The following is a 15,123-nucleotide window of genomic DNA, read 5'->3' as shown; positions in this document are numbered from 1 at the left end:
TTTGCACCATCAAAACGAGGGCATTAAATTCAAGGTTTTAAAAATAATAAAATGGAAGAAAATACAGCGACTTTAGACATCAGAGCAATCAATGAAAAAATAGAAAGAGAGAGTGCTTTTATAGACCTTCTCACAATGGAAATGAACAAGGTTATCGTGGGTCAAAAGCATATGGTGGAGCGTTTGTTAATTGGACTTTTGGGTCAGGGGCACATTTTGCTGGAAGGAGTTCCCGGATTAGCAAAAACATTAGCGATAAACACTCTTTCACAAGCGGTACACGGATCTTTCAGCAGAATACAGTTTACCCCGGATTTATTGCCTGCCGATGTTGTGGGGACTATGATTTATAATATTAAAGCCAATGAATTTTCGATAAAAAAAGGACCAATTTTCGCTAATTTCGTCCTTGCCGATGAGATTAACCGTGCGCCTGCCAAAGTACAATCGGCATTACTGGAAGCTATGCAGGAAAAGCAAGTGACTATTGGTGATACTACTTTCAAATTAGACCGACCATTCTTGGTTTTGGCTACTCAAAATCCAATTGAACAAGAAGGAACATATCAATTACCTGAAGCTCAAGTCGATCGTTTCATGTTGAAAACGGTTATTGATTACCCAAAAATGGAAGACGAGCGTTTAGTGATTCGTCAAAACCTAAAAGGAAGTTATGAAAAAGTAAATCCTGTGGTTTCAGTAGAACAAATTTTACGCGCTCAAGAAGCAGTTCGTGAAGTTTACATGGATGAAAAAATAGAAAAATACATACTTGATATCATTTTTGCCACGCGTTATCCAGAAAAATATAAATTGGCTGATTTGAAACCATTAATCAGTTTTGGAGCGTCGCCACGTGGAAGTATCAATTTGGCGAATGCCGCAAAATGCTACGCCTTTATCAAACGTCGTGGATATGTAATCCCAGAAGACGTTCGTGCTGTAGTTCATGATGTGTTGCGTCACAGAATTGGAGTTACCTACGAAGCAGAAGCAGAAAATATTACTTCAGTAGACATCATTAACAAAATTGTAAACGAAGTAGAAGTACCCTAAAAGTGAATAGTAATAAGTGAATAGTAATTAGCCTTGGTTGGTTACTATTCACTATTCACTAATTACTAATTACTAAAGAAATGGATACAAAAGACCTCTTAAAAAAAGTACGAAAAATAGAAATCAAAACCCGAAGATTGAGCGATCACATCTTTTCGGGAGAGTATCATACGTCTTTCAAAGGGCGTGGAATGACTTTCAGTGAAGTGCGTCAATACCAGTACGGAGATGATATTCGTGCGATTGATTGGAATGTAACCGCACGTTACAACGAAGCGCACGTAAAAGTTTTTGAGGAAGAACGTGAATTGACCATGATGTTAATGGTTGATATTTCGGGTTCAGAAAGTTTTGGTTCAAAAAATCAATCCAAGAAAGATATTGTTACGGAGATTGCTGCAACGATGGCTTTTTCGGCAACTCAAAACAATGATAAAATAGGTTTGATTTTGTTTTCGGATGAAATCGAATTATACATTCCGCCAAAAAAAGGAAGATCACACGTGTTGCGAATCATTCGAGAATTAATAGAATTTCAACCTAAAAGCCGTAAAACAGATATTGCCCAAGCCTTAAAATTTTTATCGGGAACTCAAAAAAAGAAAGCGATTGTGTTTGTAATTTCTGATTTCATGTCGGAAGATTATGAGCAAACATTAAAAATAGCATCCAAGAAACACGATATAACGGGTATTCGCGTGTACGACATTCGAGAAGAAAAAATGCCGGATTTAGGTATGGTTTCTATGCTTGACGCCGAAACCGGAGCAATTGAATTGATAAATACCGGTTCGAAAGCAGTGCGAATGAATTATGAAAAACAGTACCACGATAAAGTCAACTATTTTAAAGAAACATTCAGTAAATCAGGTTCAGGTGTTGTAAACACTAGAGTTGACGAAAGTTATGTGACGAAATTATTAAGTTATTTCAAATCGAGATAAGGGTTCAATAATAAAAGATGAAAAAACAATTATACCTACTACTATTGCTGCTTTCTACGGCTGTTTTTGCACAACAAAAGCAAGTAGTCACAAGTATTGATACGATTAAAAATAAAATTGGTGCCGAATTTAAACTGTCCATAAAAACTACTGTTGATACTTCGTCTAAAGTGATTTTTCCAAAACTAAAAAATTTTGGTGCTTTAGAGGTGATTCAGTCGTATCCTATTGATACTGTCAAAATGGATGGCCGTTATGAATTAATCAAAAAATACGGTTTAACCCAATTTGATTCCGGTAGATATGTTGTTCCAAGTATAAAGATCTTTATCGACAGCAAACCGTTTATGACGGATTCACTTTTGCTTGAAGTGGCAAATGTTCAAGTGGATACTTTGAAACAAAAAATGTTCGACATTAAGGACATTGCTCCAGCAGATAACCCGATTGGCGACTGGTGGAAATACCTGTTGATTTTTGCTTTGATTATTGGTATTGGAGCGTTTATTTATTGGTTCATTAAAAACCGCCAAGAAAAGAAATTACAGGAAGAAATCTATAAAACGCCAATCGAGAAAGCGACCAGTTTGCTGGATACTTTAGAGAAAAAAGAACTTTGGCAAAAAGGGGAAGTAAAAGCCTATTATAGTGAATTGACGGATATCGCCAGAAATTATATCGAAGAAGCGATAGAAATTCCAGCAATGGAAAGTACGACTTCAGAATTGATTCAAGGACTTAGAGCGGCTTCTGTCAAAAAGAAAATGACGCTTTCACAGGAAATCATCGAAAATCTGGAGCGTGTTTTGAAACAAGCCGATTTAGTAAAATTTGCCAAGTCAAAACCACTGGATTTTGAAATTACCGAGGATCGAAATAAGATTCAAAAAGCAATTCTGACATTAGATAATTCAATTCCTGTGGAAGTACCAGTTGAAGAAGATGTGTTGTTGAATGAAGCGCAAAGACAAAAGCAGATACAAATTCAATTGCGCAAACAAAGAAATAAACGTATTGTTACTGCCGTAGCATCTGTTGTATTTTTATTGTCAGCGACCACAACTTTTTTCATTGTAACCAAAGGATTTAGTTATGTAAAAGACAATATCATTGGTCATCCTACCAAAGAATTATTGGAAGGAGAGTGGGTAAAAAGTGATTATGGAAATCCTGGAGTTATTATAGAAACACCAAAAGTGCTTAAGAGAGTAGATTTGACAAAAACACTTCCTAAAGATGGAATGGCTTTGATCAAAGAAATGCAGTCTTTTGCGTATGGAAGTGCTTTGGATCCTTTTTATCTGATGGTTTCTACTTTAAAATTTAAACAGGAGACACAAATAGATTTGGCTAAATCTATGGATGGAATATTGCAATCAATGGAAGCTCAAGGCGCCCAAAATATGATTGTGAAGCAAGAGGAATTTGAAACCAAAGAAGGGGTTAAAGGCATTAAAGCCTATGGTACTTTTTCGCAAATTAATGGAGATGATAAGTCAAGTGCAAAAATGTATTATGAAGCATTACTGTTTAGTCAGGAAGGTGGATTACAACAGATTTTACTTTTTCATGAAGAAGGAGATACCTATGCAAATGAAATATCAGAACGAGTTTTGAACTCTGTCGAATTAAAACAAGCAAGTAAATAATGACTAAAGTAACTTTTTTAAACCCAGAGTTTTTTTGGTTGTTTCTTCTGATTCCAGTAGCAATTGTGTGGTTGTTACGGAAAAAGAACCATCAATCAGCCACATTAAAAATAAGTTCGTTACAAGGATTTAAAGGTTCCAAGTCGTATTTGACAAAGCTAAAGCCGATGTTGAATGTACTTAGAATTTTGGCTTTGTGCTCTTTGATTATTGCTATGGCAAGACCAAGAACAGTTGATGTAAGTAATAAAACAAAAACGACCAAAGGAATTGATATTGTTATGGCAATTGACGTTTCTGGAAGTATGCTTGCCAAAGATTTGAAACCGGATCGAATGCAAGCACTTAAAAAACTGGCGTCAGACTTTGTTGAAGAAAGACCAAACGATAGAATTGGGCTTGTGGTGTATGCTTCGGAAGCGTATACAAAAACACCGGTAACCAGCGATAAAGCGGTTATTCTGGATGCTATCAGAAGTATAAAATACGATAATGTTTTAGTGGACGGAACGGGAATAGGAATGGGATTGGCCACCGCCGTAAACCGATTAAAAGACAGTAAAGCAAAGAGTAAAGTGGTTATTTTGATGACTGACGGGGTAAATAATGCCGGATTTATTGAACCGGATACAGCTTCTGACATTGCAAAACAATACGGAATAAAAGTATATACAATAGGAATAGGGACAAACGGAATGGCGATGTTTCCCTATGCTATTGCGCCAAATGGAAAATTTCTTTTCCAAATGATGAAAGTGGAGATTGATGAGCAAATGATGAGAAAAATTGCTAATAATACGGGTGGAAAATATTTTAGAGCAACGAGCAACAGCAAATTAGCTGAAATTTATGCAACAATAAACAAGTTAGAAACCACTGAAATCGAAGAATTGAAATTTTATGATTATGATGAAAAATTCAGGCCATTTGTATGGTTAGCCGGTTTTTTATTATTGTTTGAATTAGGATTGCGAAATACAGTTTTTAAAAGCTTTATATAATATTTAAAAACACAAAAGACTAGAAGTCTTTAAGGGAATGAGTTTAGATAGTTAGTAAACTTTGCGCCTTCTTTGTGAACTTAGCGGTTAAAAAAAATTATGGAATTAGACGAAAAAAAATATTTATACCTCCTTTTTATACTGCCACTTTTGGTGTTGGTTTTTTTGGCCAATTTATATTGGAAAAGAAAAAAACAGCGCGAATTTGGAGATTTAGAAATGGTGAAAAGACTGAGCCCGGAAAGTTCTGTTTTTAAACCGGTTTTGAAATTAGGAGTATTGCTTTTGGCATTGACCGGATTAATTCTTGGATTGGTAAATCCAAAAATTGGTACCAAAATGGAAACCGTAAAAAGGGAAGGAATCGACATTGTTTTCGCAGTGGATGTGTCCAAAAGTATGCTGGCCGAAGATGTAGCGCCAAACCGTTTGGATAAAAGCAAGCAAATTGTTTCGCAAATTATCAATCAATTGGGAAGCGACAGAATAGGAATTGTGGCGTATGCCGGAAGCGCTTTCCCGGTATTGCCAATTACTACGGATTATAGTGTTGCAAAAATGTTTTTGCAAAGCATGAATACGGATATGGTTTCTTCGGTAGGAACGTCATTCAACGAGGCCATCAAATTATCATCAACGTATTTTGATGATAAAAAAACGAGCAAGCTCTTGATTATGATTTCTGATGGTGAAGACCATAATGAAGGTGCAGAAGAAGCAGCGGAAGAGGCCAATAAACTAGGAATTAAAATTATTACAATTGGTGTTGGAACTGAAAAAGGAGGTACGATTCCATTGAAAAGAAATGGAATTGTCGAAGGTTTCAAAAGAGATAATAACAATGAGGTTGTTATAACGAAACGAGTTCCAGAAAGCCTGACGGCGATTGCTAAAGCGACAAAAGGCGGTTATGTAAACGGAAACAACACTAAAGAAGTCCTTGAATATATTAAGAATGCATTGAATAATATTCAAAAAACAGAATTTGAAGCGACAGAAATGGCTGATTTTCAATCGCAATTTCAATGGTTTTTAGGTTTTGCTTTTGTTTTCTTATTTCTGGATATTTTCCTTTTGGAAAGAAAAACAAGTTGGGTAAACAAATTGAATTTATTTAACGAGAATAAAAAAGTTTAAAGTATAAAGTTGCGCTCCATTATTGGAACAAAAACACTAAGTATACTTTGACACTTACATTTAAAAATACAATGAAAAACATAATTTTATATCTGTTATTGCTTTTTTCTTTTGTTGCAAACGCACAACAGAAAGATAGAATATTGCCTAAAGCGAACGAGGAATATGCTGAAAATAAATTTGTAGATGCCGAAGCTAATTATAGAATTTCGGATTCAAAATTTCCAAATAAAGCAACAGCGCCTTTCAATTTGGGAAATACTATTTATAAACAAAAACAATCTTCGGAAGCAAAATTTGCATACGCTAAATCTTTAAAAAATTCAAAAACAAGACCGCAAAAACACAGAGCCTTTCATAATTTAGGGAATGTTTTCATGAATGAAAAGGATTACACACAAGCGGTTGAGGCATACAAAAACGCGTTGAGGAATGATCCAACAGATGAAGAAACGCGTTATAATTATGCTTTGGCAAAAAAAATGCTGAAAGAAAATCCTCCAAAGGATGACAATAAAAAAGACGACAAAAAGAGCGATAAAGACAAGAAGAACGATAAGAAAGACGGAGAAAAAGATAAAAAAGACAATAAGGATAAAGAAAAGAAAGACGATAAGGGAGATAAAGACAAGCAAAATAAAGACCCTAAACCAAATGAAAATGGAGAGCCAAAACCAGCTCCCGGAGGAATTTCTAAAGAACGTCTGGAAAACCTGTTGAATGCAGTGAATAAAGAAGAAAAGAAGGTACAGGATAAAGTAAACGCCAAAAAAGTACAAGGGAAACCAGTTAAGACGGAGAAAGATTGGTAGTTGAATTAGATAATTTGAAAATGAAAAAATTTATAGCTGTACTAGTTTTAATGGTGTGCAATTTACTTAGTGCTCAAGTACAATTTGAGGCTAGAGTGAGTAAAGCTACGCTAGGTATAAACGAGAGACTTCGTATCGATTTTATGATGAATGTAGATGGAGATAATTTTGTCCAACCGTCTTTTGAAGGATTTAGAATTATTGCCGGACCAAGCCAGCAAGTGAGTCAATCTTGGGTGAACGGAAGAAGCTCTTTTGAGAAAATATATTCTTATTTTCTTTTGCCGAATCAAAAAGGGACGTTGGTTATCAAGCAAGCCGCTATAGAATACAACGGGCAAATTTATAAAACAGCTCCTATAAAAATAAATGTTACCGCTGCAACGGAACAGCCCAGAGATCCAAATGATACCAGTGTTTCGGCAGATGATAATATTTATCTTGTTGCTGATATTTCTAAAACAAATCCATATGTAAACGAATCCATTACGGTAGTTTATAAAATGTATTTCAGTTATAATATTGGAGTCACAAATTCTAACGAAGTTAGTAAGCCAAAATACAATGATTTCTGGAGTCAGAACATTGATATAAAACGATTTGTTGTTGAAGAAGGTATGTTTAAAGGGGAGAAATACCGTTTTATTGTGCTTAAAAAAATAGTTTTGTACCCTCAAAAATCAGGAAAGTTGGTCATTGAACCATTGTCATTAGATATTGATGTTCAATTGCCGTCGAATCGCAGGGATATGTTTGGTCGAATGGTTGTCACCGAGGGCAGCAAGAGAGTTTCTGCAGGAGCTAAAACCATAAATGTAAAAGCTCTTCCCGAAGCTGGGAAACCGGAAGATTTCTCGGGTGCTGTTGGGAATTTTGATTTCAAAGTAACACCAACCAAAACTAATTTAAAAAACGGAGAAAGCCTGGACTTAGTAGTAAGTGTAACCGGAAAAGGAAATCTGAAATTATTCAGTTTACCAAAACCGATAGCTCCCAATGCGCTGGAAATGTATGAAGCTGTTCATAGCGAACAAGTTAACACGCCACTTTCAGGAATGACCGGAAAAATTTCGGACAGCTACACCATCGTTCCGCAGTACAAAGGGAATTATCCGATAAAACCATTAAAATTTACCTATTTTGACTTGGGTTCCAAAACCTATAAAACGCTAAGTTCTCAAGAGATCATGATTAATGTTCTTGACGGTCCTTCGCCTACTGATGCAACAGTAGCTTCTGGCACGGATACGAACAAGAATAAAATAGACAAAGTAGAGCAATTCAAATTCATAAAGTTAAAAAGCAATCTTTTGACAATGAATAAGAAAGACTTTTTTGGGTCTAATTTATTTTACGGATTGTTCTTTTTTCCATTTTTAATGCTGCCATTAATTGTATTATTCAAAAAGAAAAAAGAAGCTATTGATGGTGATATTACCGGAAATAGAATTCGAATGAATAATAGATTGGCGAAGAAATATTTATCTGAAGCCAAGAAACAAATCAATAACAAAGAACTGTTTTACATTGCGCTGGAGAAAGCAATGCATAATTTCTTGAAAGCCAAGTTGCGTATTGAAACTTCAGAAATGAGTAAAGATAATATTCAAGAATTGTTATTGTCAAGAAATGCAAATCCTGAAGCGGTGACTGATTTTATTGCACTTACGGAAAACTGTGAAATCGCTCGATATGCACCATCATCAAGTGTTACGATACAAAAGGATTTTGATAAAGCGGTAGTGATTATTTCAGATTTAGAAAAACAAATTGCTTAACCAACGATGTCATTGCGAGGAACGAAGCAATCTCATCTAGATTTGCAAGAATGGTTAATCGACAACTTATAACATTAAAATGAAAAACATACTTTATATATTATTATTGACAACCCAAGTTTTCTTTGCCCAAAGTGGCTTTGAAAAAGGAAACGAGTATTATCAAAAAGGGAAATATAATGAAGCGGTTGCGGCTTATGAAAGTGTTTTGACAGAGAGCAAACACTCTTCTGAATTATATTTTAATTTAGGGAATGCGTATTATAAATTGAATAAAGTAGCACCTTCTATTTATAATTATGAAAAAGCATTGGTTTTAAATCCAAATAATACCGATGCGATTAACAACTTGAAATTCGCTCAAAAACGAACTATCGATGAAATCAAAGTAATCCCAAAAGTAGGTTTTGCAAAGCTGATTCGTGATTTTACGGGAATCTATCATTACAATACGTGGGCATGGATTTCTGTAGGATTGGCAACGGCGTTCCTGTTGTTTTTTATCGGGTATTATTTTTCACAAATTACACTTTCAAAAAGGATTTTCTTTTTTGGAATGTTTGTGCTTTTTTTTCTAATTCTAATCAGCGTTTCGTCTACTATTTTTGAAAAAAGTCACTTTGATACTGAAAAACCGGCTATTGTTTTTGCCGAAATGGCCAATGTAAAGAGCGAACCCCGAAATGGCGGTCAGCCAATATTTGTGTTGCACGAAGGAACAAAAGTCTATGTGGGGGAAACCATTGGAAAATGGAAAAAAGTACAACTAACGGATGGAACCGAAGGCTGGATTGAAAGCAGTGCAATTAAGGAAGTGAAGTAATTCCAATTTGAGTTAATGCTGTATTCGTTTTTTAATAATTTTTAAAAGAATATAGAAGCAAATCAGTAATATAGAAAACTTGAAATAATCGATTAAGTCCACATTTGAAATTCCTTTCATATTTGGAGAAATTACTCTAAATAATAAAGCAAAAAACACAAGTGAAGTTAGTATTACAAAGATTGTTTTTATTAAAAAGAATACTTTGTTTAATGTTTTTTCAAGCATAAGTTATTAGCTAAATTTTTATATATTCTCAAATCTATCTATTACTTCTTCTTCAAATCATCATACCAATTTTCTATCGAAGGATACATGAATCCTGCTGTTTTTTGGATTGGATTATAAAAAAGAGACTTGTCTAAGGTTTCTTTTTTGGCTAAAAAATTATGGTAGTTTATTTTTTCGAAAACCTTGAAAACAATTCCTATTATCAAAATTGTTTTTAGCACCCTGAAGAATCCGCCACCTAGTTTATTTAGCCATCCTAAAAAGGCAAAATCAGCAATTCCTGTGAGGAATTTACCCAAAAGGGATATTCCAATTACTACGAGTATAAATGTGAGTATAAAAGCAATTACCTGGATTGTATTGGGATTCCATTTCACAAATCCGGCTAAGATTTCTTTGATAAATGACGAAAATTTTATGGCAAAATAAATTCCTGCCAATAGCGAAACCAAAGAAGCTAATTCTACAAAAAGACCATTTCTAATGCCTTTATATAAAGCAAAAGCAAGTAATACACCCAAAACAATATCCAAAAATCCCATGATACTTAATTAAGAAAAATAAAAGTGCAAATATAAAAGAATTGTTCTTTACCATTGCCAATTTTCAAGTTCTTATCTTTGCTCAAAATAATTTCATAGATTATGGACTAATAGTTCATAATTTGTCACTCATAATTAAAGAAATGTCAAGAGACACACAACTTAAAGAACGCTGGGAACAGCTTGTAAATATACTTTCCAATCAATTTTCTCAAGGTGAGGACTTAGATCTCGACGCTATTATTTATCTAATTGGCGTACAAGAACTTGGAAAAGTTCATAGTGAATACAAAAAAGACGAAAAATTAAACCTGATGCACATTGCGATTTGCAGGTTGTTAGAGCCTTATGGTTTCTATGAATTTGAGTTTTTTGATGAAGAAGGCTGGCCACATTACAAAGTAAAAGAGGAATTACCACCTTTAAAAGCTGGAGAACAGTCGGTTTTAATGAAAGAAGCTATTGTGAATTATTTCCTCGAAAGAGAACTTATAAAGTAGTATTCAGTGCGCCGATTTTAATGTTGAGTTAATATTACCTTGCTTAAACGAACTTTTAGGATTTAAAAAGAAGCAGAACAGCGGTAAAAAGGAATCTAACAATTTAGAATGGAAACTTTAAACTTTAAAGAGTATACTTGGAACAAATTTCCTAAATTTGCACTCTCAATTATTGGATGAAAATGATAGATAAGATAAAAGAATATATTGGCGAAGCACAAGCTTTCTCAACGCAAAATGCAGCAGAATTAGAAACATTCCGAATTAAATTTCTGGGAAGCAAAGGACTTTTAAAAGACCTTTTCGCTGAATTTAAAAACGTTCCTAACGACCAAAAAAAGGAATTTGGACAAGTAATCAATTTGCTTAAAACTTCTGCCGAAGACAAAGTAAAAACCATACAGGAAGCTTTAGAAAGTAAAGAAGAAATTAAAGGTTTTTATGGTGATTTGACGCGTTCGGCTGAACCAATAACTATTGGCTCTCGTCACCCTATTTCATTGGTAAAAAACCAAATCATTGACATCTTTTCAAACATTGGTTTCAACGTTTCTGAAGGTCCGGAAATCGAAGATGACTGGCATAATTTCACCGCATTAAACTTACCGGAATACCATCCGGCACGTGACATGCAAGACACGTTTTTCATTCAAACGAATCCTGATATTTTGTTGCGTACGCACACATCATCAGTGCAAGTGCGTTACATGGAAAACAACAAACCGCCTATTCGTACGATTTCTCCGGGAAGAGTATTCCGTAACGAGGCTGTTTCGTCCCGTTCACACTGTATTTTTCACCAAGTGGAAGGTTTGTATATTGACAAAGACGTTTCTTTTGCAGACTTAAAACAAACGCTTTTATATTTCACCAAAGAGATGTTCGGAAAATCAAAAATCCGTTTGCGTCCGTCCTATTTCCCATTTACTGAGCCAAGTGCTGAGGTTGATATTTATTGGGGTCTGAAAACAGAAACCGATTATAGAATTACCAAAGGAACTGGTTGGTTAGAAATCATGGGTTGCGGAATGGTAGATCCTAATGTTTTGAAAAACTGTGGCATCAATCCTGACGAATACAACGGTTTTGCATTCGGGATGGGAATCGAAAGAATTGCCATGTTGTTGTATCAAATCGGCGATATCCGTATGTTCTACGAAAATGACGTTCGTTTCTTAGAGCAATTCAAATCAAGCATATAAAATTTAAGATTAGCGATTTTTGACCCGAGCGAAAGCGAACTGGCGAAGCATTTTAGAAGTTTAAATCTGCAATCAAAAATCGTTAATCAATCAAACAATCAAATAAATGAAAGCCGACATCATCATCCCCGAAGTAGAAAACGTATTTCTTGCTGTAGTGCAAGAATGGAGTGACGATTTCATGGAAAAAGTGTGGTATGCTTATTTAGTAAATGATAGCGATTACTTAATCGAAAGTGTTATGGTGGTTTCCAAAGCTTTTGGGACTATTGATGGCGAAATGAAGAAAACATCGCTTTTGCGTCACGCTTTTGTAGAAGTGCCAGCAGTTTCAGTGGTGAAAATTGAAATGATTGAAAAAAGTGTTTTGGCGCTCAACAATGAGTTCATGCTAACGTTTTTTATTGGAGACAAATTATACGATAAAAAGTTCATTTTCAAAGCACATTCCATCCATGAGGATTTCGTTGAAGAAGTGCCTATTCTATTTGTTGACGGGGTTATCGTGAGATAATTCAATACTAGTTTCTCTTTTTGTTTTTTGCTTCCAAGAAAAATCCCGATTACAATAAAAAACAGCATTCGTAGTAAACTTCTTTTGGATAAAAAGGCTTGTGAAAATGACATCTCTAACAAGTCAAATATTTGTATGATAACAGAAAATGATACCCCCCAAATTGATCCTATTTTAAGCTGGTATTTCCATCTTTCACTCATAAAATTATTTAGCGGCTTGTTGTTTAACCTTGGATTTCCAGGTAAAATACCCTAAAACAAATACCCCTACAAGGATATAAGCAGCTGCGCGAATATAAAAATTAGGTGTAGCAACCTGTTCTGAAAAAGGAATTTCTTTAATGTCGAATAATACATTGAAAACCGTCATAAATAGACCCCAAATTCCACCAGTTTTAATTTGGTATTTCCATCTTTCGCTCATGAAGTGATTGTGTTTGGTTATTAAATCTGTAGCTGAATTAATCCAGTTTATCAGTAAGTTTCTTAAATACGGACTTAGCATCCTGTCCTTCGTATAAAATACTGTGAACAGCGTCTATAATTGGTGTTTTGGCACCATAAGCCTGGTTGAGTTTATACGCACTTTTTGCGGCATAATATCCTTCTGCAACCATACTCATCTCCATCATTGCTGATTTAACGGTGTAGCCTTTACCAATCATATTTCCAAACATTCTATTTCTGGAAAATATAGAATAACCGGTAACCAATAAATCACCTAAATAAGCGGAATCATTGATGTTGCGTTTCATTCTATGAACTTTCTTGATGAATTTTTTCATTTCTCGAATCCCATTACTCATCAATACGGACTGGAAATTATCGCCATAGCCCAAGCCATGAGCAATTCCCGCTGCAATAGCGTAAATGTTTTTAAGCATGGCCGCATATTCCGTTCCTATGATATCATCTGTAATTTTAGTTTTGATATAATTTCCAGATAGATTTTTAGCTACGGTTTTTGCTTTATCGGGATCGCCACACGCAATGGTAAGGTAAGAAAGACGCTCCATAGCTACTTCTTCTGCGTGACAAGGACCAGTGATTACACCGATGTTGTAATATGGAATGTCATATTTTACATGGAAATGTTCTCCTACAATTAAGCTTGTTTCTGGAACAATTCCTTTAATCGCTGAAAAAATGATTTTATCTTTTAATGAAACCGTTAATTTTTCTAATTCACCACCTAGAAAAGCAGACGGAATAGCAAAAATGATATAATCTGCATACGCTACAGCTTCATTGATATCGCTGGTCAGTTTCAGCTTATTGATGTCGAATTCTACGGAACTTAAATAGTTTGGATTGTGTTTGTATGTTTTAATGTGTTCTATAGCAGCTTCATTGCGCATATACCATGAGATTTCAGTAAGATTTACACATAACATTTTTGCTATTGCTGTTGCCCAACTTCCACCACCTATTACTGCAAATTTTATATTTTCAGCCATTTTTTTATTGAATTTAATCAAAAGTACTTAAAAAAGTACTGATTATACAAATAAAATTAGAACGAGTAGGTTGATTTTTAGATATGTTGGAAACCCTGTGATGGCAGCGGATAAAAAATAATTTTATTTTATTTTATTTTTTAACACAATATAAACATCACTTTTTCGTTCTTGTTATTTATTGTTTAATAATTTAACAAAATAATGAGAATTGAGTTAGTTAGTTATAATTTAGAATTTTAAAAGGCGTTCCCAAAAATGAGAACGCCTTTTTATTTTAACAGCTATAATCAGTCATCCAGTTATCTGAATTAATAACTCATTTCAACAATTGATTTTACCTTTTCTAAAGTGATATTTTGCTTTTCTCCTAAACCTAACCAACCTCTTTCTTCAAAACGGTTTACAATGAAATCAGCTGTTTTATCAAACTCTTTAGTATAATCAGATAATTTAGTTTCCATTCCCATAGTATGGAAAAATTCAACTGTTTTGCTAATAGCTTCGTTTGCAATTTCGTCCTCAGTTCCGGTTAAATTAAAAATACGTTTTCCATATTGTGCTAACTTTCCTTTTTTGGTTTCAAACATTACTCGGTATAAATTTGGCCCTACAACGGCTAATGTTCTGGCGTGATCGATTCCATACAAAGCCGTTAATTCATGACCAATCATGTGTGTTGCCCAATCAGAAGGAACTCCTTTTTGGATTAACCCATTCAAAGCCATGGTGCAACTCCACATAAAGTTAGACGCTAAAGGATAATCAGTTGGTTTTTCAACAACATCAGGACCTACTTGAATCAAGGTTAGTAAAATGCTTTCGGCAATTCTATCTTGAAGATACCCTTCATGCGGATACGTTAAATATTGTTCTAAAACATGAGTATAGGCATCAACAACTCCGTTTTGTAATTGTCTTTTTGGTAAAGATTCAATTACGGTTGGGTCACAGATAGAGAACTTTGGAAACAAGGCACTACCGCCAAAGGATAATTTTTCTTGAGTGGATTCTATAGTGATTACTCCACCAGAATTCATTTCGCTACCTGTTGCCGGTAAAGTAAGTATAGTACCAAAAGGAATTATCTTAGTTAAATCAGTAGTCATTATTCTTTTTTGAAGAATGTCTATTGGATTTCCATCAAAATGAGCTGCAGCTGAAATAAATTTCACCCCATCAATTACGGATCCTCCTCCTACTGCAAGAATAAAATCTATTTTTTGTTCGTTGATAACCGCAACTGCTTTCATCAATGTTTCAAAATGAGGATTTGCTTCTATTCCTGAAAATTCCACAATATCAAAACCTTTTAGGTTATTGATTACTTGTTCGTGAATTCCATTTTTAAAAATACTTCCACCACCATACGCGAGAAGAATTTTTGCTCCTTTTGGCACTAAAGTGGAAAGTTTTTCAATTTGCCCCTTTCCAAAAACTAAATTGGTAGGATTGTATAATTCGAAATTTAACAT

At 34.5% G+C, this 15,123-nt stretch carries 15 protein-coding genes; 11 read left to right on the top strand and 4 right to left on the bottom strand.

Features of this window, described 5'->3' with window-relative positions:
• Positions 1–51: 51 nt before the first annotated feature.
• From QLS65_RS03815 to QLS65_RS03780, 8 genes are all read left to right on the top strand, one after another.
• Positions 52–1,056 (top strand): AAA family ATPase, encoded by a 1,005-nt coding sequence (locus QLS65_RS03815; RefSeq protein WP_121343043.1) that lies wholly within the window; start codon positions 52–54, stop codon positions 1,054–1,056.
• An 80-nt stretch (positions 1,057–1,136) separates the two neighbouring features.
• Complete coding sequence (locus tag QLS65_RS03810; protein ID WP_282715303.1) at positions 1,137–2,000, top strand: DUF58 domain-containing protein; 864 nt, start codon at positions 1,137–1,139, stop codon at positions 1,998–2,000.
• 17 nt (positions 2,001–2,017) lie between these two features.
• Positions 2,018–3,649: a hypothetical protein gene (locus QLS65_RS03805; protein ID WP_282715301.1), complete on the top strand. Its 1,632-nt coding sequence runs from the start codon at positions 2,018–2,020 to the stop codon at positions 3,647–3,649.
• Positions 3,649–4,650, top strand: coding sequence for a vWA domain-containing protein (locus tag QLS65_RS03800; protein WP_099714081.1), 1,002 nt, complete (start codon positions 3,649–3,651; stop codon positions 4,648–4,650). Before QLS65_RS03805 ends, QLS65_RS03800 begins: the two co-directional genes overlap by 1 nt.
• Before the next feature lie 99 nt (positions 4,651–4,749).
• Positions 4,750–5,787 (top strand): VWA domain-containing protein, encoded by a 1,038-nt coding sequence (locus tag QLS65_RS03795; protein WP_121343041.1) that lies wholly within the window; start codon positions 4,750–4,752, stop codon positions 5,785–5,787.
• 71 nt (positions 5,788–5,858) lie between these two features.
• A complete protein-coding gene (locus QLS65_RS03790) occupies positions 5,859–6,599 on the top strand; it encodes a tetratricopeptide repeat protein (RefSeq protein ID WP_282715297.1) in 741 nt (246 codons plus the stop codon).
• Between the two features lie 20 nt (positions 6,600–6,619).
• The gene (locus tag QLS65_RS03785) at positions 6,620–8,377 is read left to right on the top strand and encodes a BatD family protein (RefSeq protein ID WP_282715295.1); all 1,758 of its coding nucleotides are present in this window, start codon (positions 6,620–6,622) and stop codon (positions 8,375–8,377) included.
• A gap of 79 nt (positions 8,378–8,456) precedes the next feature.
• Positions 8,457–9,200, top strand: a complete 744-nt coding sequence (locus tag QLS65_RS03780) for a tetratricopeptide repeat protein (protein ID WP_099714085.1) — start codon at positions 8,457–8,459, stop codon at positions 9,198–9,200.
• Positions 9,201–9,469: 269 nt separating this feature from the next.
• Here QLS65_RS03780 and QLS65_RS03775 read toward each other — a convergent pair whose 3' ends face one another.
• Positions 9,470–9,973 carry a CvpA family protein gene (locus tag QLS65_RS03775; RefSeq protein WP_282711085.1) on the bottom strand — a complete coding sequence of 168 codons (504 nt, stop codon included), beginning with the start codon at positions 9,971–9,973 and terminating at the stop codon, positions 9,470–9,472.
• A 143-nt stretch (positions 9,974–10,116) separates the two neighbouring features.
• On the opposite strand from QLS65_RS03775, the gene QLS65_RS03770 reads away from it, so the two are divergent.
• From QLS65_RS03770 to QLS65_RS03760, 3 genes are all read left to right on the top strand, one after another.
• Positions 10,117–10,473, top strand: a complete 357-nt coding sequence (locus tag QLS65_RS03770) for a hypothetical protein (protein WP_282711084.1) — start codon at positions 10,117–10,119, stop codon at positions 10,471–10,473.
• Positions 10,474–10,655: 182 nt separating this feature from the next.
• A complete protein-coding gene (gene pheS, locus QLS65_RS03765) occupies positions 10,656–11,675 on the top strand; it encodes a phenylalanine--tRNA ligase subunit alpha (RefSeq protein WP_099716240.1) in 1,020 nt (339 codons plus the stop codon).
• Positions 11,676–11,781: 106 nt separating this feature from the next.
• Positions 11,782–12,189: a hypothetical protein gene (locus QLS65_RS03760; RefSeq protein WP_099714088.1), complete on the top strand. Its 408-nt coding sequence runs from the start codon at positions 11,782–11,784 to the stop codon at positions 12,187–12,189.
• A gap of 207 nt (positions 12,190–12,396) precedes the next feature.
• On the opposite strand, the gene QLS65_RS03755 is transcribed toward QLS65_RS03760, so the two are convergent.
• The 3 genes from QLS65_RS03755 to QLS65_RS03745 form a co-directional block, all read right to left on the bottom strand.
• A complete protein-coding gene (locus QLS65_RS03755) occupies positions 12,397–12,615 on the bottom strand; it encodes a hypothetical protein (protein ID WP_282715291.1) in 219 nt (72 codons plus the stop codon).
• Positions 12,616–12,652: 37 nt separating this feature from the next.
• Positions 12,653–13,648 (bottom strand): NAD(P)H-dependent glycerol-3-phosphate dehydrogenase, encoded by a 996-nt coding sequence (locus QLS65_RS03750; protein WP_282711083.1) that lies wholly within the window; start codon positions 13,646–13,648, stop codon positions 12,653–12,655.
• A gap of 311 nt (positions 13,649–13,959) precedes the next feature.
• Positions 13,960–15,123 (bottom strand): iron-containing alcohol dehydrogenase, encoded by a 1,164-nt coding sequence (locus QLS65_RS03745; protein ID WP_282715289.1) that lies wholly within the window; start codon positions 15,121–15,123, stop codon positions 13,960–13,962.

The organism is Flavobacterium algoritolerans, from assembly GCF_030010385.1.
Classification (GTDB): domain Bacteria; phylum Bacteroidota; class Bacteroidia; order Flavobacteriales; family Flavobacteriaceae; genus Flavobacterium; species Flavobacterium algoritolerans.
The sequence above is the reverse complement of the archived record's forward strand: the minus strand, read 5'-3'. Positions and strand labels throughout refer to the sequence as shown.